The sequence below is a fragment of the Testudinibacter sp. 'clade 2' genome, from assembly GCF_006227735.1.
In the GTDB taxonomy this organism is placed as follows: Bacteria; Pseudomonadota; Gammaproteobacteria; order Enterobacterales; family Pasteurellaceae; genus Chelonobacter.
This window is the reverse complement of the sequence record NZ_VDHB01000069.1, coordinates 19,214-43,027: the sequence shown is the minus strand read 5'-3', so window position 1 is coordinate 43,027 and position 23,814 is coordinate 19,214. Positions and strand designations below refer to the sequence as shown.

General features: G+C 42.9%; 21 protein-coding genes. 17 read left to right on the top strand and 4 right to left on the bottom strand.

The features are described 5' to 3' along the window. Positions 1-15: 15 nt before the first annotated feature. The 15 genes from FHQ30_RS06200 (at position 16) to FHQ30_RS06130 (ending at position 17,554) form a co-directional block, all read left to right on the top strand. A complete protein-coding gene (locus FHQ30_RS06200; RefSeq protein WP_139610453.1) occupies positions 16-1,044 on the top strand; it encodes a LacI family DNA-binding transcriptional regulator in 1,029 nt (342 codons plus the stop codon). 46 nt (positions 1,045-1,090) lie between these two features. After that, positions 1,091-1,954 carry an arabinose operon transcriptional regulator AraC gene (gene araC / locus FHQ30_RS06195; RefSeq protein WP_139610454.1) on the top strand — a complete coding sequence of 288 codons (864 nt, stop codon included), beginning with the start codon at positions 1,091-1,093 and terminating at the stop codon, positions 1,952-1,954. A 248-nt stretch (positions 1,955-2,202) separates the two neighbouring features. Then, positions 2,203-3,186: an autoinducer 2 ABC transporter substrate-binding protein gene (locus FHQ30_RS06190; protein WP_139608650.1), complete on the top strand. Its 984-nt coding sequence runs from the start codon at positions 2,203-2,205 to the stop codon at positions 3,184-3,186. Between the two features lie 87 nt (positions 3,187-3,273). Then, positions 3,274-4,752 carry a sugar ABC transporter ATP-binding protein gene (locus tag FHQ30_RS06185; protein ID WP_139610455.1) on the top strand — a complete coding sequence of 493 codons (1,479 nt, stop codon included), beginning with the start codon at positions 3,274-3,276 and terminating at the stop codon, positions 4,750-4,752. Continuing rightward, positions 4,742-5,710, top strand: coding sequence for an ABC transporter permease (locus FHQ30_RS06180; protein ID WP_139610456.1), 969 nt, complete (start codon positions 4,742-4,744; stop codon positions 5,708-5,710). Before FHQ30_RS06185 ends, FHQ30_RS06180 begins: the two co-directional genes overlap by 11 nt. A gap of 5 nt (positions 5,711-5,715) precedes the next feature. Further along, entirely contained in the window at positions 5,716-6,666 is a 951-nt protein-coding gene (locus FHQ30_RS06175) for an ABC transporter permease (protein WP_139610457.1), read from the top strand. 18 nt (positions 6,667-6,684) lie between these two features. Then, positions 6,685-8,367, top strand: coding sequence for a ribulokinase (locus FHQ30_RS06170; RefSeq protein WP_139610458.1), 1,683 nt, complete (start codon positions 6,685-6,687; stop codon positions 8,365-8,367). Between the two features lie 149 nt (positions 8,368-8,516). Next, positions 8,517-9,269 carry a DeoR/GlpR family DNA-binding transcription regulator gene (locus FHQ30_RS06165; protein WP_139610459.1) on the top strand — a complete coding sequence of 251 codons (753 nt, stop codon included), beginning with the start codon at positions 8,517-8,519 and terminating at the stop codon, positions 9,267-9,269. Positions 9,270-9,496: 227 nt separating this feature from the next. Continuing rightward, on the top strand, positions 9,497-11,263 hold the full coding sequence (gene fucI / locus FHQ30_RS06160; protein ID WP_139610460.1) for an L-fucose isomerase: 1,767 nt from the start codon (positions 9,497-9,499) through the stop codon (positions 11,261-11,263). Positions 11,264-11,361: 98 nt separating this feature from the next. Continuing rightward, positions 11,362-12,849, top strand: coding sequence for an L-fuculokinase (gene fucK / locus FHQ30_RS06155; RefSeq protein ID WP_139610461.1), 1,488 nt, complete (start codon positions 11,362-11,364; stop codon positions 12,847-12,849). Next, on the top strand, positions 12,843-13,280 hold the full coding sequence (gene fucU / locus FHQ30_RS06150; protein ID WP_139610462.1) for an L-fucose mutarotase: 438 nt from the start codon (positions 12,843-12,845) through the stop codon (positions 13,278-13,280). The genes fucK and fucU overlap by 7 nt, the downstream gene beginning before the upstream one ends. Positions 13,281-13,302: 22 nt before the next feature. Further along, positions 13,303-13,950, top strand: a complete 648-nt coding sequence (locus FHQ30_RS06145; RefSeq protein WP_139610463.1) for an L-fuculose-phosphate aldolase — start codon at positions 13,303-13,305, stop codon at positions 13,948-13,950. A 23-nt stretch (positions 13,951-13,973) separates the two neighbouring features. Continuing rightward, positions 13,974-15,524 (top strand): sugar ABC transporter ATP-binding protein, encoded by a 1,551-nt coding sequence (locus FHQ30_RS06140; protein WP_139610464.1) that lies wholly within the window; start codon positions 13,974-13,976, stop codon positions 15,522-15,524. Between the two features lie 16 nt (positions 15,525-15,540). After that, positions 15,541-16,530 carry an ABC transporter permease gene (locus FHQ30_RS06135; protein ID WP_139610465.1) on the top strand — a complete coding sequence of 330 codons (990 nt, stop codon included), beginning with the start codon at positions 15,541-15,543 and terminating at the stop codon, positions 16,528-16,530. 70 nt (positions 16,531-16,600) lie between these two features. Next, a complete protein-coding gene (locus tag FHQ30_RS06130; protein ID WP_139610466.1) occupies positions 16,601-17,554 on the top strand; it encodes an ABC transporter substrate-binding protein in 954 nt (317 codons plus the stop codon). A 131-nt stretch (positions 17,555-17,685) separates the two neighbouring features. Here the strand turns inward: FHQ30_RS06130 and pdxA are convergent, their stop codons facing one another. The 4 genes from pdxA to FHQ30_RS06110 all read right to left on the bottom strand — a co-directional run bounded on the left by pdxA (position 17,686) and on the right by FHQ30_RS06110 (position 21,761). Beyond that, on the bottom strand, positions 17,686-18,708 hold the full coding sequence (gene pdxA / locus FHQ30_RS06125; protein WP_139610467.1) for a 4-hydroxythreonine-4-phosphate dehydrogenase PdxA: 1,023 nt from the start codon (positions 18,706-18,708) through the stop codon (positions 17,686-17,688). A gap of 12 nt (positions 18,709-18,720) precedes the next feature. After that, positions 18,721-19,959 carry a four-carbon acid sugar kinase family protein gene (locus FHQ30_RS06120; RefSeq protein ID WP_139610468.1) on the bottom strand — a complete coding sequence of 413 codons (1,239 nt, stop codon included), beginning with the start codon at positions 19,957-19,959 and terminating at the stop codon, positions 18,721-18,723. A gap of 1 nt (position 19,960) precedes the next feature. Further along, the gene (locus FHQ30_RS06115) at positions 19,961-20,908 is read right to left on the bottom strand and encodes a 2-keto-3-deoxygluconate permease (RefSeq protein WP_139610486.1); all 948 of its coding nucleotides are present in this window, start codon (positions 20,906-20,908) and stop codon (positions 19,961-19,963) included. 142 nt (positions 20,909-21,050) lie between these two features. Then, a complete protein-coding gene (locus tag FHQ30_RS06110; RefSeq protein WP_139610469.1) occupies positions 21,051-21,761 on the bottom strand; it encodes a GntR family transcriptional regulator in 711 nt (236 codons plus the stop codon). Positions 21,762-21,868: 107 nt separating this feature from the next. On the opposite strand from FHQ30_RS06110, the gene yqfB reads away from it, so the two are divergent. Together yqfB and FHQ30_RS06100 are read left to right on the top strand one after the other, a co-directional pair. Beyond that, positions 21,869-22,186, top strand: coding sequence for a N(4)-acetylcytidine aminohydrolase (gene yqfB / locus FHQ30_RS06105; protein WP_139610470.1), 318 nt, complete (start codon positions 21,869-21,871; stop codon positions 22,184-22,186). A gap of 290 nt (positions 22,187-22,476) precedes the next feature. Further along, positions 22,477-23,799 carry an alpha-L-fucosidase gene (locus FHQ30_RS06100; protein WP_139610471.1) on the top strand — a complete coding sequence of 441 codons (1,323 nt, stop codon included), beginning with the start codon at positions 22,477-22,479 and terminating at the stop codon, positions 23,797-23,799. Positions 23,800-23,814 lie beyond the last annotated feature (15 nt).

Here is a 23,814-nt window from a genome sequence, read left to right as displayed (position 1 = left end):
ACAGCGAGAAGATTAATGGATAAAAAAAAGATGATCCCAAGCGTGCAAACTATGCAACAACTTGCTGATTATGTTGGACTTTCTCGTCAAACATTGTCTAAATATTTTAATGATCCGCAACAAATTGGTGAAAAAACCCGTAATCACATTCAACTTGCCGTCGAAGAAACCGGATTTCGCCCCAATTTATTTGCCAGCAATCTTAAACGAAATAAAAGCAGAGTGATTGGTATTATTGTTCCAAGTATTACGGATCCTTTTTACATGCTGTTAGTATCACGTATATCGGAAATAGCAGAAAAATTAGGATATTTCACTTTTACACTACCTTCCAACGGTAAATTAACGCTTGAGGCTGATGCGGTTGCACGCTTGCAATCGATGAATGTTGCCGGTGTTCTAGTGGTTCCATTAGGTAAAGATGCTGTACAACCTAAATTGCGTCGAATCGAAGAAAATCTACCAATGATATATCTTGATTCACCACCGTCACACCCTGCCCCTTTTATAGGTACCGATAATAAACAAGGGATCACATTATTAGTCGATTACCTTTGCCAAAAAGGAACACCACCTGCGTTTTTAGCAATGCCAGAAATTAACCAAAATTCCAAAACCCGTCTCAATGCCTATCAAGATGCGATGGCAAAAAACCGAGAAATACCGCTAATTCTGCAATCGGACGGCAGAGTAGATTGGCAATTTGAAACCTACGGCTACCAACAAACAGCTTCTTGGCTGGAACATAAGCCAAAACATAATGCGCTGTTGTGTGCCAATGACCGGCTTGCCTACGGTGCTTTTTTAGCCGCCTGGGAAGCCAAAATACCGGTTGGAATCAATGAAGAAGAACTGCGTATAGCAGGACATGATGATCACCCCCTTGCAGCTTATACTTGTCCACCGTTGACGACGGCAGCCCAAAATTACGATATGCTTGCAGAATCGGCAATCACCATGTTGATAAATCATATGACAAAAGGCAACACAACTACAAATCCGCAATTGATTCCAATGACATTAGTAATCAGGCAATCCGCATAATAAAATTTAATTATAACGTATTGTGTAAACCAAGGTAGTCTTCGAAATGAATCCGAATACCCCAAAAGAAAATATTCCACTATTATCCGACTATCCCTTTGATATGGACTTAGTCGCTGGGCGTACATTGATTGAAAAAGATAATTACCTTGATTACATTATCAATCGTCCACAGGGTATGAAAGGCTACATTATCAATTTAACTACTAGAGGCCGAGGGGCTATATTTGATGGAGAAAAAACCTTTTTGGCAGACAAGGGCGATTTGCTGCTGTTTTCTCCACAGACAATACATCATTACTGCCGAGAACCTGCGTATTATTCGTGGTATCACCAATGGATTTATTTTAGACCTAGAACATTTTGGATAGACTGGCTCCGGTGGTCGTCAACGGAAAATGGGATTGGGCGTTTGAGTATTCAAGACAAAGAAGAATATCAAGCTATTTTGGACTTATTCGTTAAAATTGAAAATCTATCCAAAGCAAACGATATTTTTGCCAAAGATACAACAATGTGTTTTCTAGAATTATTATTGATTAAATGTGCCAAATTTGATCCAAAAAATTTAGAGCATAAATCACATAATTCGTTGGATCTCAGAATTGATACGGTATGCAATTTGATTTTAAACGATTTACAACAAAACCATAAAATTGACTATTTTGCCAAGAAAGTTAATCTATCAACCTCAAGACTAACACATTTATTTTCGGAACAATTAGGCATGAGCCTTACGCAATGGCGTGATAATCAAAGAATGGAAAATGCCAAGAAATTACTCTATACCTCAGATATCTCGATTATGAGTATCGCCAAACAATTAGGATTTGATGACCAATTTTATTTTTCAAAAGTATTTAAAAAATACTGTGGCACTAGCCCTTCGCGCTTTCGCCACTCCAGATAATCACCGGCAAGTGACCTACATCACAAAAAAAATCTTTCTGCCAAATAATCTATATAAATAGCCAAATTTTACATATAAATCCCTCTAATTCTAGCCTATTATTCCTACAGACTAAAAATACAACATATTGCAATGATTTTATCAGATTAAAATCAATATGTTATCCTATTTTTTAGTCATGTGCATTGATAGAGATGTAATATACCATTAGCAAAAATACCCATATTCATAATATAACGAGGTGAATAATGAAAAAGCTGACCATGAAAAATCTATTCTTAACAGGGCTGTTAAGCATGACGGTTCTTGCACCTAATGTAATGGCAAAAGAGGTTGAAATAGTCAATATTTCCAAAATAGCGGGTATGCCGTGGTTCAATCGTATGGCTGAAGGCGTTGAACAAGCAGGAAAAGATTTTGGCGTAAATGCTTATCAAGTAGGCCCCTCCAGTACAGATGCACCACAGCAGGTAAAATTAATCGAAGACTTGATTGCTAAAAAAGTCGATTCAATTTCCATTGTACCGAATGATGCCAACGTTCTAGAACCGGTACTCAAAAAAGCCAAAGAGCAAGGAATCGTTGTACTAACGCATGAATCCGTCGGGCAACCAAGTGCGGATTGGGATATTGAAATCATTGATAATGCACAATTTGCAGCTGACAACGTAGAAGAGGTAGCAAAAGTGATGGGAGGTAAAGGCGGATATGTAATTTATGTCGGAGGCTTGACCGTACCACAGCATAACCTTTGGGCCGATCTCTTTGTAAAATACCAAAAAGAACATTATCCAGAGATGTTTGAAGTAACAACTCGTATGCCGGTAGCGGAAAATATTGATGATGCGCGCCGTACTACACTGGATTTAATGAAAGCGCACCCTGATTTGAAAACAGTGGTTTCTTTTGGTTCACAAGGTCCGATCGGAGCAGGGCTGGCAGTCAGAGAAAAACGTATGAAAGATAAATTCTTTGTCTTTGGTATGATGATTCCTTCGCAAGCCGCCTCTCTGATTAAAAGTGGCAATATCACGATGGGAATTACTTATGATCCAGCTTCAGGCGGTTATGCTTTAGCCGCAGTTGCTGCCAAATTATTAAAAGGTGAAGACATTACTCAGGGGTTTGAAATTCCAAATGTAGGAAAAGCAAACGTAAATAAAGAGAATCGTCTGATTCAGTTCCATAAAGTTTTAAAAGTCACAAAAGAAAATATTGATAGCCTTTATTAATTCTTCTAAAAATGTATGGATTCCCGCTATATAAAAAGGGAATCCATCATATCCTGCTGATCAATCTTCATAGTAAAGGTGGTTATTATGACTTTTATTACCATGGAAAATATTTCCAAAACCTTTTATGGTGTGAAAGCATTGAATAATGTCGCATTAACCTTGAATCAAGGTGAAGTACTTTGCTTAGCCGGGCAAAACGGCTGTGGCAAATCAACATTAATTAAGATCTTATCCGGCGTTTATCAACCGGATAAAAATGCAAGAATAACAATAGACTCTGATCAATATGACAAGCTAACACCCAAAGAGTCGATCAAAAAAGGCATTCAGGTAATTTATCAAGATCTTTCGCTATTTCCTAATCTAACTGTGGCTGAAAATATTGCAATTAATTTACATCATGATCACTTTTTATCAAGTAAAAAAAATATTTATGCTATTGCAGATAATACATTAAAAAATATCAACGCCAACTTAACGTTAGATGCTTTGGTAGAAACACTTTCGGTTGCCCAACAACAATTAGTTGCTATATGTCGTGCCCTAGCTCAAGACGCACGCTTGATTATTATGGATGAACCAACCGCTTCTTTAACCGTACAAGAAGTTCAATCATTACTCAAAATTGTTCAACAACTTAAAAATACGGGAATTAGCATCATTTTCGTTAGTCATAAACTAAACGAAGTTATTAAGGTTTCAGATCAGGTACTGGTGCTCAAAGACGGAAATTTAGTCGGTAGCTATCCGATCTCTGAAATTAATGAAAAAAGGCTAGCTTACTTAATGACCGGTATAGAGTTTCATTACGAAAGATTATTACCTGTTGCTGATTCGAAACCTCTTCTGACAGTTAATAAATTATCTAAGGAAAACCAATATCAGGATATTTCTTTTTCTCTACAAAAAGGAGAAGTGATTTCAATAATCGGCTTGTTAGGCTCCGGTAGAACAGAACTCTGTTTAAGCTTATTTGGAGTAAGTTCACCAGATAGTGGGGATATTATTTTAAACAACCGAAAAGTGATATTTAAAAGTAATCGTGATGCAATTTCTGCCGGTATCGGGTATGTATCAGAGGATAGAATGGCAACTGGCCTGGTAATGAACTCGTCAATCAAAGACAATATTATTTCGACGATCTTCAATAAAATCACCTCCAAATTCGGTTTGATTAATGAAAAACATGTTTTATCTTATAGTAATCATTTGATTCAGCAGTTAAAAATAAAATCATCCAATTCAGATCTTCCGGTAAATACACTGTCGGGCGGTAACGCACAACGGGTGTCAATCGCTAAATGGCTAGCAATCAAACCGGATTTATTGATTTTAGATGAACCGACAATTGGCGTTGATATTGCCAATAAAGAAGGAATATTCAATATTATAAAATCCCTTTCCATACAAGGTATTTCAGTTATTTTTATTACGGATGAAGTTGAAGAGGCTTACTATAATAGTCACCGAATTTTTGTGATGAAATCCGGAAAAATAAGTCATGAGTTTATCGCCAAAGAAACAAGTGAGAGCGAAATCTTGGAGGCAATCAATGAAAAATAAATCTATTTCACAGAATTTCTTTTTGATTGTAACGATCTTAACAATATCTATTTATTTATCACTCAAAACAGATGACTTTCTGACGATAGAAAATCTTTATGATGTAGTCAATAGTTATTCCATGCTGGCTATTTTAGCTTGTGGGTTATTTATCGTACTCATTTCAGGTGGGATTGATATTTCGTTTCCGGCAATTACAATCATTTCGCAATATATTATGGTTTCATTTATCATGAAACATGATGCAAATTATTTAGTTGTTTTTCTGATTTCAATTACTTCTGGAGTTTCCTTAGGATTAATTAATGCAGTAATCGTGAATAAACTGAAAGTACCTTCTATCATTATCACTATTTCAACATTGAATATATTTTATGGTTTGTTACTTTACATCACTAAAGGAACTTGGTTATACGACTACCCCGCATGGTTTCAACAAGAAATTATTATCTTTAAAGCAACAACAGCAGACGGTTTCGAATATGGACTTTCATTTCAATTTATTTTATTACTGGCTGTGATTTTGCTAACCGGATTGATAATGAATAAAACCAGTGTTGGAAGAAAAATTTATGCCTTGGGGGGTAATGCAGAAGCGGCATCACGGATTGGATTCAGTTTATTAAAGTTACATCTTTTTGTATATGGTTATATGGGATTTGTTGCCGGTATTGCTGGTATCGTACAGTCATATACCGTACAAACGGTCGCACCCGATTCACTATTAGGTTATGAATTAACAGTACTGGCGGCAGTTGTACTGGGCGGAACCAGTTTAATTGGTGGTAAAGGAACTCTGTTAGGCACCATAATGGGAGTTATTTTACTTGCCATAATTCAAAATGGATTGAATCTTTTAGGTATCTCATCATACTGGCAAACCGTAGTAACAGGCTTAATTATTGTCTTCAGTGTCAGTATGACTGCATGGAGCCAACGGAAGAAAATAGGAGTATAGCCGTTATGAATAAATTTAATGACAGTTCTTTTAGATATTTGATGATATTATTAATTATAATAATACTTTCATTTAGCTTTTTTATTCCTGATATTTTTTGGTCACTCAATAATTTCCAATCAATAGCATCACAAATCCCTATTCTTGGTGTTCTAACACTGGCAATGGCGATCACCATGCTGACAGGTGGAATCAATTTATCCATTATTGCCACAATGAATTCCTGCTCACTAGTTATGGCATTTTACCTTATACATTATCCTACATCTGTTTTTATCGCTATTTTATTAGGCTTAATTACAGCAATCATAATCGGATTAGTAAACGGATTATTAATCGCTATCGTCAGGGTATCACCAATTCTTGCAACACTGGGAACAATGACATTACTGAATGGTTTAAATGTATTACTATCCAAAGGTTCTGCAGTTTCTAACTTTTCCGATCATATTTTAATTCTAAATAGCGGTGTTTGGTTTAGCATTCCAATTCCACTAATTATTTTTCTCTTTTTATCTATCATGTTATGGATTATTTTTGATAAAACCACGTTGGGGAAATCGATCTATTTTATCGGAAATAATGAACGTGCAACCTATTTCTCAGGCATCAACACACAAAAAGTTATTGTGCTAGTTTATATTATTTCTTCTATACTTTGTGTTGCTGCTGCACTCTTAATGATGTCAAAACTTAACTCTGCCAAAGCATCTTACGGCGATTCTTATTTATTGACAGCTATTCTGGCAGCCGTATTGGGAGGTGTAAATCCTGATGGTGGTAAAGGAAAATTAATAGGTATTTTGGCTGCTCTAATTTTGTTACAAACATTAGAAAGCGGTTTAAATATTATTGGATTAAGTAGTTACATTACAATGGCACTCTGGGGTGCATTATTAATTGTATTTATTTTCTTACAGAAATATCAATTTAACTTTTTTACCAAAAGAAAATAGTTATAGAGGGGCATTATTATGTCAGAACAATTTGTTATTGGTTTAGACTTTGGCAGTGATTCTGTGCGTTCGTTGTTAGTCAACTGTCAAAGTGGAGAGGAAGTTGCAACGTATGTCAGTAACTATCCTCGATGGAAGAAAGAACTTTATTGTGATTCGGACAATAACCAATTCCGCCATCATCCTTTAGATTATATTGAATCAATGACAGAAGCTATTTGTCAAATCACACAAAATATTGATGAAAAGATCCGGCAAAATATCGTTGGAATTGGGATTGACGCAACGGGCTCAACTCCGGCACCAATCGATGCGGAAGGAAACATTTTGGCATTAAATGAGTCGTTTAAAGATAACCCAAACGCAATGTTTATTTTATGGAAAGATCATACTGCCACCAAAGAAGCAGAATATATTACCGAGCTGTGCCATAGTGGAAAATATCCCGATTATACTAAATATATCGGCGGCACTTACTCTGCTGAATGGTTCTGGGCAAAAATTACCCATATACAATCTACTGATGAAGCAGTAAGACAACATGCCGTGAATTGGGTTGAATTATGCGATTGGGTGCCCGCACTTTTATCCGGTACTACTCATCCAGGCTTACTAAAAAGAGGACGTTGCACTGCCGGACATAAAAGCTTGTGGCATCCAGACTGGAACGGTTTACCCTCAAAAGCATTTTTAACCGCACTTCATCCATCAATCACAGAAAATTTACAAACTCCACTATTTACTGAAACCCAAACCGCTGACGTGGCTGTCGGAACTATTACTTCCGAATGGGCGAAAAAGTTAAACTTACCTAGAAATGTGATTATTTCTGGTGGCGCATTGGATTGCCATATGGGTACTGTCGGCGCTGGAGCTTCTAAAAATACCTTAGTTAAAGTTATTGGTACATCAACCTGTGATGTGCTAATCACAGACTATGAAACGGTAAATAAACGCTCTATTGAGGGAATATGCGGACAAGTTGATGGTAGCGTGATTCCAAATGCCATAGGATTAGAAGCGGGACAATCAGCTTTTGGCGATATTTATGCTTGGTTTGCAAGGGTACTAAGCTGGCCTTTAGAACATTTAAAACAGCAACAACCACAGTTACAATCAGAAATTGAGGATTTCAGGCAAAAATTATTAGTCACCCTTGCAGAGGAGTGGGATAAAAATCCTCGATTGGAACATTTACCGTTAACACTCGACTGGTTTAACGGCAGAAGGACGCCGTTTGCCAATCAAAAATTAAAAGGCGTTATTTCCGGCATCAGCTTAGGAACCGATGCCAGTTCAATTTTCGGCTCATTGATTGTTGCGACAGCCTGCGGTTCCAGAATGATTATGGAATGCCTCAGTTCACAGCAAGTACCGGTAGAAAAAATTATTGCATTGGGCGGAATCGCAAGAAAATCATCGGTCGTGATGCAAACTTGTGCCGATGTAATGGAAAAACCTATTCAAATTGTAAAATCCGATCAATGTTGTGCATTAGGTGCCGCTATTTTTGCGGCGGTTGCAGCAGAGGTTTTCGCCACAGTTGAATTAGCACAAGGGGCTATGGCAAGCAAAATGGAAAAAACCTATTATCCTAATGAAAACAGAAGTCAGCAGTATAATGCACTATACCAACAGTATAGAGAATGGGCAGAAGCCGCAGAGCCATTATATAACAAATTTTTTCCTAATCATTTCTGACTACTTATAGGACGGTATCAAGCTTAGAAAAGGATAGTCTAAATGACATATCCTTTTCTTTCATTTAGACAAAAACATACCAATCCCCCTCAATTCCCCCTATAATCAAACATGCCCGATTTGACCGTTTTGACAATGAGAAATTCATCATGAAAGAGAGAGAACGCTTTATTCTGGAACAGATTAACAAGCTGGGGAAAGTCGATGTGAATATCTTGGCACTGGATTTGGCGGTGTCGCTGGAAACCATTCGGCGCGATTTGACCAAGCTGGATCGCAAAGGGTTGTTGCACCGCACTCATGGCGGTGCGGTCGGGTTGAAAGCCAAAGATGTGGGGCATTCGTTTCAAGCTCGGCAAAAAAACAATTCGGATGCCAAACGTCTGATTGCTGAAAGTGCGGTCGAGTATGTGTTCGAGGGAGCGGTAATTGGCTTAGACGCCAGCACCACCAGTTGGTTTTTCGCACAGGCAATGCCCGATATACCGTGCACCGTGGTGACTAACGCCATGCATAATATCAATGCGTTATCTGGCAAATCCAACATCAAAACCATTGCTACCGGCGGCGTTTACTCTGCGAAATACGATGCGTTTTACGGGCCGTTATCGGAACAATTATTGCAGCGTTTGCACATCGACATCGGGATTTTTTCTTGTATCGGTGTCGATGAAGGCGGTTCGGTATGGGAATCAAATGAGTTAAATGCCTCAATCAAACGTAAAATTATGGCAGCGTCCGAACAAAAATTTTTGCTGGTTGATAACAGTAAACTGGGGCGTAAGAGCCTAATGAAGATTTGCGATCTGTCGCAAATCGATATTTTGTTTTGCGATCAACTGCCGAATGGTGAATTGAAACGTTATTGCGATCAGCAAAATTTATTAATCATCACCACTTAAAAAATGCCCGATTTGCCCGAATTTATTTTAATTAAAATTGTTCGGGCAATCAAAACCGCACTTTTCTCTCTTTTTTATGCTGTTTTCGTGATTGAGCTCACAACAATGCACCTTGTTTAAACAAAATCCTTTTCTCGATCAATCGCTAGCTCGAAGATAGTTTTCAGAAAGCCATTTTCAAACTGAAATTTACTTCATTAGTGATGGATTAAAAGAGGAACAATACAATGAGCATAGCAAAATCCCAACCGATCAGAATTGGTATTCGCCCGACAATTGACGGACGTCGTTTAGGCGTGCGTGAGTCACTGGAAGATCAAACCATGGCAATGGCGCAATCCGTTGCGAAATTATTAACGGCTGAAATTCGCCATCCGAATGGCGATTTTGTCGAATGTGTGATTGCTGACAGTTGCATTGGCGGTGTTGCTGAAGCGGCTGCCTGTACGGAAAAATTCAAGCTGAATAATGTCGGCGTGGTGCTCACGGTGACACCTTGCTGGTGCTACGGTTCGGAAACCATTGATATGGATCCGCATATGCCAAAAGCGATTTGGGGCTTTAACGGCACTGAACGTCCGGGTGCGGTCTATCTGGCTGCCGCATTGGCTGGTCATTCGCAATTGGGTCTGCCAGCATTTTCAATTTATGGCACCGAAGTGCAGGAATCCAGTGATACCTCTATTCCGCCGGATGTACAAGAAAAACTGTTGCGCTTTGCCCGTGCCGGTTTAACTGTTGCCAATATCCGTGGCAAATCTTATCTTTCAATTGGTTCGGTTTCCATGGGCATTGCCGGTTCAATCGTCAATCAAACCTTCTTCCAAGAATATTTGGGTATGCGTAACGAATATGTTGATATGACCGAGATTAAACGTCGCTTAGATCGCTATATTTATGATCAAGCGGAAGTCGATCTGGCGCTGACTTGGGTGAAAGAATATTGCAAGGAAGGCATCGATGTGAATGCACCGGAAAACCAAAAAACGGCGGAGCAACGTGCTGAGCTTTGGGAAAATGTAGTGAAAATGGCGATTATCACCCGTGATCTGATGGTAGGTAATCCAAAATTGGCTGAGCTGAATTACGGGGAAGAGGCGTTGGGACACAATGCGATTGCGGCCGGTTTCCAAGGGCAACGCCAATGGACCGATCACCTGCCGAACGGCGATTTTATGGAAGCCATTCTCAATTCTACCTACGATTGGAGCGGCGTGCGCCCACCCTATATTTTGGCAACGGAAAATGACTCACTCAATGCCGTTTGTATGTTGTTTGGCAATCAATTGACCGGACAGGCGCAGGTATTTGCCGATGTGCGGACATATTGGAGCGAAGATGCGGTGGAACGTGTCACCGGTTTCCGTCCGGAGAGCGGTTTTATCCACTTGATCAATTCCGGCTCCGCGGCGTTGGACGGCACCGGACAGCATCAAGATCAAAACGGTCAACCGGTGATTAAACCGGTGTGGCAAGTCACCGAAGCTGACGGCAAACGTTGTCTGGAAAACACCCGTTGGTGTCCGGCAGTACATGAATATTTCCGTGGCGGCGGTTACTCTTCACAATATTTAACTCGTGGCGGCATGCCGTTCACCATGACCCGTATCAATATTATCAAAGGAATCGGACCGGTATTGCAAATCGCTGAAGGCTGGTCGATTGATCTGCCGCCGGAAGTACACGATATTCTGAACAAACGCACCAACGAAACCTGGCCAACCACCTGGTTTGTGCCGCGCCTGACCGGCAAAGGCGCATTCAGCGATGTGTATTCGGTGATGGCAAATTGGGGCGCCAACCACTGTGTGGCTACCTTTGGTCATGTCGGCGCCGACTTTATCACCTTGGCTTCTATGCTGCGGATTCCGGTGTGTATGCATAATGTGGAAGAGAAACATATTTTCCGCCCAAGCACTTGGAATGCCTTTGGTATGGATAAAGAAGGTCAAGATTACCGAGCTTGCGAGAATTTCGGACCACTCTATCGTTAAAAGATTCACCAAATAGCATGCAATAAAACTATGCCATAACACAAAGTGCGGTCACAGTAGAAAACCTATTCTGCCCTGACCGCACTTGGGGAAACTTTATGCCTATTGTACTGATTTTCGACTGTGGTGCGACCAATACCCGCACGATTGCGCTAAATGAAAAAGGGCAGATTTTAGCCGCACACCACATCGCCAGCAATACCAAAGTCGGCGCCGAGTCGACCGATTACCATATTTGGGATTTTGCTGAAATTTGCGATAAGTTATCTGAGTGTGCTCGCCATGTGGTGGTGCAACTAACCCATAAACATCATGATATTCAAGAGATTATCGGCATTTCCGTCACCACTTTTGGCGTGGACGGGGCGCCGTTTGACCGTGACGGCAAGCAGATTTATCCGATCATTTCGTGGAAATGCCCACGCACCCTGCCAATTATGCAAAATATCAGTAACTATTTTGAGGTTGAAAAACTTTATACCTGCAACGGCATCGGTTTGTACAGCTTCAACACCCTGTTCAAACTGCTGTGGCTGAAAGAGAACCAAACGAAAATTTATCAACAAATGGACAAATTTGTGTTTATCTCCTCGATGTTGACCCACTGGTTAACCGGCGTTTTCAGCACCGACAAAACCATGGCCGGCACCTCTATGTTAACCAATTTACAAAGTGGCACTTGGGATCCCAGTATTTTGTCGGTATTGGATTTAACCGAGCACCATTTTCCGCCCATCGTCGAAGCCGGCACACCAATCGGTGAATTGCAAGCCGATGTCGCCCATCAAATGGGCTTGCCTGCCGGCATTCCGGTGATCTCCTGCGGCCATGATACCCAATTTGCGATTTTCGGTTCCGGCGCTAAGCCAAATCAGCCGGTGTTAAGCTCCGGTACTTGGGAAATTTTGATGGCACGCACTGCTAAAGTCGAACCGCACTTTGACTTAATTCATCACGGTTTAACCACCGAATTTGATGCCAAAACCGGCTACTACACTCCCGGTGTGCAATGGCTCGGTTCTGGTGTATTGGAATGGGTCGGCAAATTGTTCTACCGCGAGGTGTATGAGACGCCACATTACTACCCAACCATGATCAGCGACGCCGAAGCCGTGCCGCTAGGCGCAAACGGCGTAGAATGGCACGGCAATTTCAACAATGCCGAAACATTTGTTCAACACGGCAAAATCGCAGGGCTTTCATTGCATTCGCAGCGAGCCGAAATTTATCGTGCTGCCTTGGAATATATGGCCTATCAACTAAAACACGGCTTAGCCACATTGGAACAAGTCAGCCACTTTCAGGCCGAACGTCTGATTTGCGTTGGCGGCGGCTCGAAAAACCGTTTGTGGAACCAGATCCGTGCCGATGTCTTGGGCATACCGATCGAAATTGTGGATGTGGCTGAAGCCACGGTCTTAGGCGCAGCGATGTTCACCTTTGCCGGCGCACAATATTACCAAAATGCCGACGTTGCTCAACAGCAAATGCAGCTGCAGCGCAAGACGATTCAGCCCTCTGCCGACAGCCCAGCTTATCAACAATGGTTGGCCAACTACATTCAACACGGAGCAAACCCATGTTAAAAGGAATTCATCCGGCAATTTCGCCGACACTGTTAAAAATTTTAGCTGAAATGGGGCACGGCGATGAAATCGTGTTTGCCGATGCCCATTTTCCGGCGCACCAACTGCACTCACAAGTGGTACGCGCCGACGGTATCAAGATTGACGTACTGCTAAGTGCGATTACGCCACTATTCGAATTAGATCAATACGTTGCCAGCCCATTGATTATGATGGCTGCCGTCGAAGGCGACAGTCTCGACCCCACGGTTGCTGCCCGCTATTTAGCCGCAATTCAACCCAATATCACACCATTGCCCAGCATTGAACAGATTGATCGTTTTGCCTTTTACCAACGTGCGCAACAAGCCTATGCGGTTGTCGTCAGCGGTGAATTGGCAAAATACGGCAATATTATTTTGAAAAAAGGGGTTACGCCAGTCGTAGCCTAAACATTGTTTAAAGGACAGCAACATGAACAGACAAGCACTTTCCCGAGAAATTATTGATACCTGCCTGGAAATGACCCACTTAGGGTTAAACCAAGGCACAGCCGGCAATGTCAGCGCACGTTATAACGGCGGCATGCTGATCACACCCAGCGGCATGCCTTATGAGCAGATGAATGAAGACTGCATCGTGTTTGTTGATGGTGACGGTCACTATGAAGCCGGCAAATTGCCGTCCAGCGAATGGCGTTTTCACCATGCGGTGTATCAAGCCCGCCCAGATTTAGATGCTGTAGTACATAACCATGCGATCCACTGCTCAGCGGTCTCGATTTTGGGCAAAGCAATTCCGGCGATTCACTACATGGTCGCCGTCGGCGGCACCGACCATATTCCGTGCGTCCCCTATGCCACTTTCGGCACCTCAAAACTGGCGGAATATGTACAGCAAGGCATTCAGCAGAGCAAAGCGATTTTATTACAGCACCATGGCTTGATCGCTGCCGAAAAAAATCTGCGAAAAGCACTATGGCTGGCGCATGAAGTGGAAGTGTTGGCAACCTGGTACATTCAGCTATTGGCCATCACCGACGATGTGCCGGTGCTATCGCCGCAAGAGATCCAAGTGGTTCTGGGCAAATTCAGCACCTATGGTTTAAGAATCGAGGATTAATAACTTGTTAGCAGGAGTGTGACATGGCGACTCAATCTCAAGCAGTGCCGCTGCTTTCCATGACCAATATCAGTAAATCATTTGGCACGGTGCATGCCTTAAAAGACGTACATTTAGAGCTGCGCAAAGGCGAAGTACACGCCTTGATGGGTGAAAATGGTGCCGGCAAATCGACCTTGATGAAATGCCTGATCGGGGTGTATCACCCCGAAGTCGGCGATATTGTGTATAAAGGCGAAAAAGTGCGGTATTCCTCGGTGTTAGAAGCGCAAAAAAACGGTATCAGCATGATCTTTCAAGAGCTGAATCTGATACCGCACTTGACCGTTGCCGAAAATATCTTCTTTGCGCGAGAACCGCTGAAACACGGTTTAATTGATCAACGCAAAATGAATGTGGATGCAGCGCAGCTGCTGTCGATGTTTGACATTGATGTCGCCCCGACCGATATCGTCCACACGCTATCGGTTGCCAAGCAGCAAATGGTGGAAATCGCCAAAGCACTCTCCTTTGATGTGGAAGTGTTGATCATGGACGAGCCAACCTCCGCCCTGACTGAAAAAGAGATCGACAAACTGTTTGAGCTAGTGCACCGCTTGAAAGCCAAAGGGGTTTGCATTGTCTATATTTCGCATCGCATGGAGGAACTAAAACGGATTTGCGACCATATTACGATTTTCCGTGACGGCACTTATGTCTCCAACCACCGTTTTAGCGATATCACGATGGATCAGATCATCACCAAAATGGTCGGACGCTCACTAGATAACCACTTTCCGCCCAAAACGGCGGTTGTCGAAGATGAGATTATTTTGTCGGTGATGAATGCCGAACGTGTCGGGGTGTTCAAACCGCTGAATTTCGATTTGCGCCGTGGCGAGATTTTAGGGATCACCGGACTGGTCGGTGCCAAACGCACCGAACTGGCTCGCTCGATTTTCGGTGCCGATCCGCTGGATAAAGGTGAGATTTATGTGCACCACAAAAAAGTCTCGATCAAAAATCCATCAGATTCAATTAAAGCTGGCATCGCTTACCTGTCCGAAGACCGTAAGTTAAACGGGGTTGCAGTGCGAATGTGCATTCGTGAAAACATCACGATGGCATCGATGGATAAAGTCAGCAGCAACTTGGGGATCATCTCCACCGATGCCGAAGTCAAAGCCTCGAAAACCTTCGTCGATAAAATGGAGATCAAAACCCCGACCGTCGAGCAGCTGGTCAACAACCTGAGTGGCGGCAATCAGCAAAAAGTGGTGATCGGTAAATGGCTGTTCCGTGATGCCACCGTGATGATTTTTGATGAGCCGACCCGCGGCATCGACGTTGGTGCCAAATATGCCATTTATCAACTACTGGATGAGTTGGCAGCCAACGGAGTCGGCATTATTGTGATCTCCTCCGAATTGCCGGAAGTGCTTGGCGTATCAGACCGCATCATCATCATGCGTGAAGGACAGATGACTGGCATGTTGGAAACCAAATCGACCAATCAAGAAGAGATTATGCAATACGCTACCGGCGTGAAAAATATGTTTGCAAGAGAATATGCAGCCTACAACTATGCTTCCTAAAACAAGAGGTAATGTGATGAATGACAAACAAAAAGATATGTTGAGAAAATTAGCGTCTTTGGCAGGATTATTGCTGTTGATCCTCGCCTTTACCATCAGCAACGACTACTTTTTTACGCTCAACAACATAATGACCATTGGCTTGCAAACCTCCACTATTGCGCTAATCGGGATTGGGGCCACCTGTGTGATCCTGACCGGAGGAATTGATTTAAGCACCGGCTCGGTGGTCGCCCTTTCCGGCGTGGCAGCAGCGATGTTCGTCAACGGTGGATTGCCGGTGCCGATCGGCATGATCGCTGGTATTTTGGTTGGCGGTATCTGCGGTTATGCCAATGGCATTATGGTCACCAAAATGAAATTACCACCATTTATCGCCACCTTGGGTATGATGATGGTGGCGCGTGGCGTCGCACTGTATGTCACCAATGCTGCTCCGGTGTCCGGTATGCCAGAATCATTCTCTTACCTCGGCAACGGTGCACTGTTCCGCATCGTTGAAGAAGGCGCAAACGGCTTGCCACTAGTCAAATTTCCCGGCATTCCGTATCCGGTGATTATCATGATTGTCATTGCGTTGATGTTTACCTTCGCCTTAAACAAACTGCGGGTCGGACGCTATATTTATGCCATCGGCTCCAACGAAGAAGCCGCTCGCCTTTCCGGCATCAAAACCAATCAAGTGAAAAACTACGCTTATATCGCCAGTGGACTGCTGTCCGGTTTGGCGGGCGTGATTTTGGCCTCTCGTTTGGTGACGGCACAGCCAAACGGCGGTGTGGCTTATGAGTTAGACGCAATCGCCAGTGCGGTTGTCGGTGGAACCTCATTAATGGGCGGGGTCGGCACCATTCCCGGCACATTAATCGGTTCCTTTATTATCGGGGTGTTGCGTAACGGTTTGAACATGAACGGTGTTTCAGCCTTTATCCAACAGATCATTATCGGTCTGGTGATCATTGTCACGGTATCAATCGATCAGTTAAGACAGAGTAAAAAGAAATAAGCGGTCTAAGATTTAATGTTGTAACACACAATTAACCCTCAAAACCTATCCTAAAACAAGGAGCACAACTATGAAAAAATACGCACTCGCAGCAATCGCAACACTCGTTGGCTTTTCGGCTTTGATCAGCTCACCGGTGATGGCAAAATCAAACGAAATCGCGGTTATCGTGAAAACCGCCAATGCCAATTTCTGGCAAAATGTGAATAAAGGCGCTGTCGAAGCCGGCAAAGACATCGGTGGCCAATACAACATCTCATTCCAAGGCCCACAAGCCGAAACCGCCATTGATGAACAAGTCAATATGGTCAACAATGCCGTCAATCGCGGCGTTGCGGGCATTGTGTTGGCAGCTTCGGATCCAGACGCATTGGTTCCGGCGGTTAAAGGCGCTTTTGAAAGAGGCATTCCGGTGGTGATGATCGATTCTGGCATCAACAGCGACGGCAAATATTACCAATCCTTCTTGGCGACCGATAATCGTGCCGCCGGAAAATTGGCTGCGGAAAAACTGCTGGAGAAAAACGGCACTAAAGGCAAAGTGGCGGTGATGTCGTTCACACCAGGCGCAGCCAGTGCGATTGAACGTACCGGTGGTTTTGTGGACAGAATTAAACAAAATGCAGATATCACCATGGTCGGTCCTTTCTACTCTCAATCCGATATGGTGACCGCACTTAACCAAACCATCGACGTATTGACCTCCCACCCGGATTTAACTGCAATCTTCGGTGCCAATGAACCGACCGCCGTCGGCATGGCGCGCGCAATTAAAGAACGTGGCTACGCCGGAAAATTGGTAGCAGTCGGCTTTGACGGCAACCAAGATCTGCAAAACTTTGTGCGTGACGGTACCTTAGAAGGCATCGTGGTGCAATCCTCCTATCAAATGGGTTACAAAGGCGTAACCGCCATTAAAGACGTCATCGACGGCAAGACTATTGAAAAATTCATCGACACCGGTGTGGTTTTCGTCACCAAAGACAACATTGATTCCGACGAAGCCAAAGGCGTATTGTACTAATTTCTATCATAAATCCTGCTTCAGTACTCTTTATATTATCGAGGAATTTGATAGATAATTGCAGGGGCGGATTATATATCCGCCCTAGACTGATCGGTATTCGTTTTAGTTTAATACAATAGTAAATCGGACTAAGATGAAAGCGAATTCCACACCAAATGCCAACCGGGCGCCAACTCTGCCGCTCGTTCACAAGCCAAGACTAATGAGTTTTCTCTAGCAATCCCTTTTCCAGCGATATCAAAGGCGGTTCCATGATCAACCGACACCCTAACGATCGGTAATCCTGCGGTAATATTAACACCGTCATCACCATATACCGCTTTAAAAGGTGCGTGTCCCTGATCGTGATAACAGGCAATTACTATATCCCATTTCCCTCGAACCGCCTGCGGAATTAAAGCATCCGCAGGAAGCGGGCCTTGAATATTAATGCCTTGCCGCTGCGCAAGTTGAATTGCAGGCGCAAGTTGATCCAGATCTTCATCGCCAAACAATCGGTTTTCACCGGCATGCGGATTAATCCCGCAGACCCCTATTTTCGCACTCGGTTTATTTAATGATTTTGCCAATGCAAATGCTAAATTAATCACGGTAGTAGTGCGTGTTGTGGTACAAGCATCAATTGCAGAATGCAACGATTGGTGGGTTGTCAAATGAAACAGATAAAAATCACCGGAAGAGAGTATCATGGAATAATCTTTGACACCAAATTCATGCGCAAGGATTTCGGTATGCCCCGGCCAATGATGACCGCCGGCATGCATGGCTTCTTTATTGAGCGGTGCGGTCACAATCCCGTCAATTTTACCTTCACGCCCCAATTTACAGGCTTCGACAACAAAACGATATGCCGAATCACCCGCTACGGCGGAAATCTTACCGGCTTGAACCGCAGGCAACGGATCAGCAATCTGTAGCAACTCTATTTCATTGGAATCGTTGTTTAAGCAGCTTAAATCCGTCACTAATTTAATTTGGCTTGCCGAAAATCCTGATAACACGCAAGCGTTCGCTAACGCAGTATAATCGCCGATAACAAATAATTTAGCTTTGCGTCTTAAATCGGCGTGTGCTAATAACGTTTTTACGGTAATTTCAGGGCCGATTCCGGCAATATCCCCCATTGTCACCGCTAGTATTGGTAATGACATAATCCTACACTCCTACTTGTTTGAATGTTGCTGCATAATATTGCTTAAAAGTTGCTTATCTCCGAATCCTCCGGATTTGGTCATCACTTTCAATCCTTGATAAGTACCGCCGGCAATACGACACAGCGGAACGCCTGCGACAACCGCATGTAAAATCTTCATTTCATATACCGGTAAACGCGCTAAAAGTGCGGCTGCACCATCTCCGCCAAACAAAATTAAAGTATCAAAATCCGCATTATCCAGACAATATTTGCCTAAATCCGCCAGATATCCCGAAATAGTGCGGGCAATTTCATTGATATTTCCTGCGGCATTAATTTTCGCCGGATTAGCACGGATAATAACGTTCTCCTTGCTACAGTTGATCAGCGCTTTTAATTGCTGTTTCAAGGCCGGTTCCGAAATAGTTGCGTTAATTAATTGTGAGGGATGCGGACTGAAAACAATGGTTTTACCGCCTGTTGTCGCGATATATTCATCGACTTGAGCCTGACTGATTTCATGCACTGAGGTCACTAAAATAAGGGCACGTGACAGTGCAAAAGAGTGAGGAGAAGCGGGCTTGTTTGCCGATTTCTTCAGAACCTGCGCCAGACCGGCCGAACCAATAGGAATAATCTGATTGCCTAACTGCGCAATGACATTGGCAATCAGACTAAGATCCTGTGCAGTTTTGGCATCAACCACCAATTGCGTTGCCGCTGATGTCGTAATGATATGCTGCAATTCTTGCTCAGATGTAAATCCGCTGATAATCTCGGCTTGAGGTAACAGCTTATCCATTGAAGCAGACGGCACGGGACAAATCGGATCTCTGCCTGATGCCGTTTCATGCACAGGAATGCCATTGACATATAAATGCCCCTGTTCGATTGTCCTGCCCATTTCAGGATAGGCAGGACAAATCACAGCTTTCGCATCGGGATAACGCAAACGCCAAGCCTGCAGCGCACCTTCTATCTGATAAGCAACCGAACCTCGCATCGTCGAGTCAATTTTTAAATAAATCTGCTCAATGCCGTTTTGTAAACCAGCCTCAACCGCACTTTTAGTCAATTGAACTGCTTTTTCACCGACCGGACGTGCATCAGTAGAAACCGTAAATACTTCAGCTTGTGAGAAATCCGTCTGATGTAAATAATCGGAATTGACCTGTAAGATAGTCGAAAATCCGTTCTCGGCAAACATTACGCCAGTATCATTAGCGCCGGTTAAATCATCGGCAATCACAAGAATATTATTTTTCATATCAATTACCCTCTTTAAAATGATCTTCCAAGCCGCCCTGACGTTTCAACACCCAAGCCGCAACCAACGGAGCCAAAATCGCAGACACCAACACTGCTGCGGCTATTTGCGCAGTTGCCGTTTGAACGTACTGCGCCATATTCGGATCAGCCTGCGCAACAATTTCCGGTGTAATAATCGCGTTACCGGCAGTGGTTCCGGCAGCAAATCCTATCCCTGATTGTGTTCCTCTTTTAAGAATCACTTTATAGCCAAAATAAACAAAAGCACCGGTCAACAAAGAAGCGACGACACCTAAAATAATTCCCGTTGCGCCACCGGTGACAATAGAATGCAAATTGATTCCGGTACCAAGCGCAAATGCAAAAAACGGAATAACAATCGCCCCGGTCGGCTTCATAATATTGGTCCATTTAGGATCAAGATTCCCAATAACCATACCGACCAATAACGGAATAACCGCCGCTAACATGAGCGAAAATGGAATATCCGCCAATCCGGAAACCCCAAGAAACAGTAAAACAAAAAAAGGTCCGTCATTAACCGCCGATGCGACATAAGCCCCTCTATCGCGATAATCGCCATACTTACCAGTAAATGCCAGCCAGATACCACCGTTTGAGTTAGCGACTACAGTTAATATTGCTAAAAGCGAAATTCCCATAATGCCGTCTGAACCGACAACCAAACCGATCAGCGTAATTAATCCTGCTGGAATAATGGTTTTAAATAGCAGGACTACTCCTGTGTGCGCCAAGACCGGTCCGGAACTACGAACGGTAATCTGCATACCCGTTGCAAAAATTAATAATGCAATCAAAGGTCCGGCTGAGGATTTGAAAAGTGCGGTAGTGAATGAACCTATACCCAAAAACTCCGGAAAAAAAGTACCGATAATTGATCCCAATATAAGAGGCACAACCATCGTTCCACCCGGAATCTTGTTCATCCAATCATATAAAGGAACTAACGTTTGAGTCTTTGAGTCTATCTGATTAACTGACATAACCATCTCCTTAGAATATAATTACGCACAACTTGTACGTACAAGTTATAATGTAGCAGAAGATTTAGATTGTCAATCAGTAAAATTAAATTGTGGTTTCTAGATCAAACATAATTTTATCGCCACGATGATAAGTCGAAAAAACTTCGACGATGTTATTATTTTTATCAAAGGTCGTGCCTTTTAGCAGTAAAAGAGGGCTACCGATAGGAATATTCAAGTGTTCCGCAATATGTGACGGCGCCGCAATGGCATAAATATGGCGGGTCGAACGTTCTAGTTCAACATCGGCATCTTGCTTTAAAATCTTATGTAAAGAGGTATTCACTAACTTCTCAGGGCTAAGCCAACTTAGATACTTTGTCGGCAAATAAGTTTCGATATAAGCAATTGGCTGGGTAATATCGGAGCGGATTCGTGCTAAATACAATGCTTGCTTCTCATTCCAAAATTGATTGGCTTTATCATAATCCACTAATTCAAAAGAGATGATTTTTGTATTAACCATCGTTCCCATTTTCTCGATTTGCATACCCAAACCGTTTAACGACTGCACTACCCGATGAATCCGATTAACCGGCAACACGAAGCTGCCTTTTCCCTGCGCTTTGCTGATTAAACCTTCCACCTCTAATTTAGCCAGCGCTTGACGTATCACCGAACGTGAAACACCAAACATTTTTTGCAATTCCGCTTCCGACGGGAGAAAACCATGAATCGTTTCGGATAGGATCTCATGTTTCAATTTTTCAATTATATTGATATATAACGGCGTTTTTTTGGTAATTATAGTCATCGGGATAGCATTTATATTTAAATATAGATTGCATTTGAGTATAGCAACTCTTTCTCATTCTTCCTATAATTTACACCAATGATCATTCACTTCAGGAATCTACCAACATGGTTGCCCCAACCCAAATCACCTTTTTCCAACGCTTTGAACAAGATATTCTCAACGGCAGCAAAACCATTACGATTCGAGATCAAAGCGAAAGCGACTATCAACCACAAAGTATTGTCGATGTTTTCACCAATGAAACACAGCGTTGGTTTGCCCAAATCCGGATCTTATCGGTCACGCCGATCACTTTTGAACAACTAAATTCACAACATGCTGCACAAGAAAATATGACACTGCCCCAGCTGCAAACCGTTATTCGGGAAATTTATCCGAACGAAACCGCACTTTTTGTGATTCAGTATGAGTTAATCAAATAGCATACTCGGTCAATTTCGATGCCTGTTTTTTCCAAATCAGACGGCGATTCGGGCATCTAAAATCTAATACTCACACTCTTTTTCTATGCATTTCAGTGATAGCTGTCACAAAAAACCACGCCAATTAAATAAAATACTGTTTCTATTTGATCATATTTTGAAATCTTGATTTCATATTAATTATGACTTGATTGAATGGGAGCAAGCAATTGAGCATATTGATATGAATATTTAAAAGCTGTATATCCATATGAATTCACTATTAAATAATATTACCGTGAGGAATTATTATGAAAAAATTCTATTCTGCAACTTGGGAATCTGTTAAAACCCACCCTCTACCCGATTGGTATGATGATTATAAATTCGGTATTTTTATTCATTGGGGAATTTATTCCGTACCAGCGTTTGCGCCCTTGACTTGGGAGCTGGGAGAAATTGAAATTGATGAACAGTGGTTTTGCAATAATCCTTACGCAGAATGGTATTTTAATTCGATTAACGTCAAGCAAGGTCCGACTTATCAGCACCACCTCCAAACTTACGGCAAAGATTTCAGCTATCGTGATTTTCTGCCGCTTTGGAAAGCCGAAAAGTGGCAGCCGGCGGAATGGGCGCAATTATTTAAACAAGCAGGGGCAAAATATGTGGTATTGACCACCAAACACCATGACGGTTTCTGTCTTTTCCCAAGCCGTTACACCGATTATCACTGCCTGAATCACGGACCGAAGCGTGATATTTTGGGCGATTTGAAAAGTGCGGTCGAAGCGGTCGGCTTAAAAATGGGAACCTATTATTCCGGCGTTATCGATTGGACATTTTCCTGTGCGCCGATTTTCACCGAAAGCCAAAATATGTCAAATGCCAGCCCAACTTATGCTTACGCCGATTATGCTTTCAATCAGGTCTTAGAGCTAATCGACGACTATCAGCCGGCAGTACTATGGAACGATATCGGCTGGCCGAAACAGGGCGAGCATATGCTACCGAGCCTGTTTTCTCACTACTATAATCAGGTGGAAGACGGCGTGGTCGATGATCGTTGGAACGGCTTGTGGTGCGATTTCACTTCGAAAGAGTATAAACACGGCGAAGCCTCCCGTGAGCGGAAATGGGAAATGTGTCGTGGCTTGGGGCTGTCATTCGGGTATAACCAAAACGAAAGCGATGACGATTTGATTTCGGTGGAGAAATTGGTGGCGCTGTTGGTGGAAGTGGTCGCCAACAATGGCAATTTATTGCTGAACGTCGGGCCGAAAGCCGACGGCACGATTCCAAACGGACAAGTTGAGCGCCTAACCGCACTTGGCAATTGGTTGGAAGTGAACGGCGAAGGAATTTATGCTAGCCGTTGCAGCCACCGCGAATCTTATCGCCAAGCCGATTTGGATTTCCATTTCACCAAAAAAGAGACCGACCTGTACTGCTTCGTCAGCGGGCTCCACACCGGTGAGACCCGTTTTTCGCTACCTTGCAACACGACTGTCAGCGCTTTGAATCCGGCAGTAGAATTCTCGCAACAACGGCAAGGCGATAACGTGGAAATTACCGTGCACAACTATCAATCGGCTTGGCAAGTGTTATGCTTCAAAGCTGTCAACGGCGAATAGGAGGGGCGTGATGAG

Coding starts and splice junctions, on each gene's coding strand:
- FHQ30_RS06200 (WP_139610453.1), top strand. CDS start 16: ATGGATAAAAAAAAGATGATCCCAAGCGTGCAAACTATGCAACAACTT.
- araC (WP_139610454.1), top strand. CDS start 1,091: ATGAATCCGAATACCCCAAAAGAAAATATTCCACTATTATCCGACTAT.
- FHQ30_RS06190 (WP_139608650.1), top strand. CDS start 2,203: ATGAAAAAGCTGACCATGAAAAATCTATTCTTAACAGGGCTGTTAAGC.
- FHQ30_RS06185 (WP_139610455.1), top strand. CDS start 3,274: ATGACTTTTATTACCATGGAAAATATTTCCAAAACCTTTTATGGTGTG.
- FHQ30_RS06180 (WP_139610456.1), top strand. CDS start 4,742: ATGAAAAATAAATCTATTTCACAGAATTTCTTTTTGATTGTAACGATC.
- FHQ30_RS06175 (WP_139610457.1), top strand. CDS start 5,716: ATGAATAAATTTAATGACAGTTCTTTTAGATATTTGATGATATTATTA.
- FHQ30_RS06170 (WP_139610458.1), top strand. CDS start 6,685: ATGTCAGAACAATTTGTTATTGGTTTAGACTTTGGCAGTGATTCTGTG.
- FHQ30_RS06165 (WP_139610459.1), top strand. CDS start 8,517: ATGAAAGAGAGAGAACGCTTTATTCTGGAACAGATTAACAAGCTGGGG.
- fucI (WP_139610460.1), top strand. CDS start 9,497: ATGAGCATAGCAAAATCCCAACCGATCAGAATTGGTATTCGCCCGACA.
- fucK (WP_139610461.1), top strand. CDS start 11,362: ATGCCTATTGTACTGATTTTCGACTGTGGTGCGACCAATACCCGCACG.
- fucU (WP_139610462.1), top strand. CDS start 12,843: ATGTTAAAAGGAATTCATCCGGCAATTTCGCCGACACTGTTAAAAATT.
- FHQ30_RS06145 (WP_139610463.1), top strand. CDS start 13,303: ATGAACAGACAAGCACTTTCCCGAGAAATTATTGATACCTGCCTGGAA.
- FHQ30_RS06140 (WP_139610464.1), top strand. CDS start 13,974: ATGGCGACTCAATCTCAAGCAGTGCCGCTGCTTTCCATGACCAATATC.
- FHQ30_RS06135 (WP_139610465.1), top strand. CDS start 15,541: ATGAATGACAAACAAAAAGATATGTTGAGAAAATTAGCGTCTTTGGCA.
- FHQ30_RS06130 (WP_139610466.1), top strand. CDS start 16,601: ATGAAAAAATACGCACTCGCAGCAATCGCAACACTCGTTGGCTTTTCG.
- pdxA (WP_139610467.1), bottom strand. CDS start 18,708: ATGTCATTACCAATACTAGCGGTGACAATGGGGGATATTGCCGGAATC.
- FHQ30_RS06120 (WP_139610468.1), bottom strand. CDS start 19,959: ATGAAAAATAATATTCTTGTGATTGCCGATGATTTAACCGGCGCTAAT.
- FHQ30_RS06115 (WP_139610486.1), bottom strand. CDS start 20,908: ATGAACAAGATTCCGGGTGGAACGATGGTTGTGCCTCTTATATTGGGA.
- FHQ30_RS06110 (WP_139610469.1), bottom strand. CDS start 21,761: ATGACTATAATTACCAAAAAAACGCCGTTATATATCAATATAATTGAA.
- yqfB (WP_139610470.1), top strand. CDS start 21,869: ATGGTTGCCCCAACCCAAATCACCTTTTTCCAACGCTTTGAACAAGAT.
- FHQ30_RS06100 (WP_139610471.1), top strand. CDS start 22,477: ATGAAAAAATTCTATTCTGCAACTTGGGAATCTGTTAAAACCCACCCT.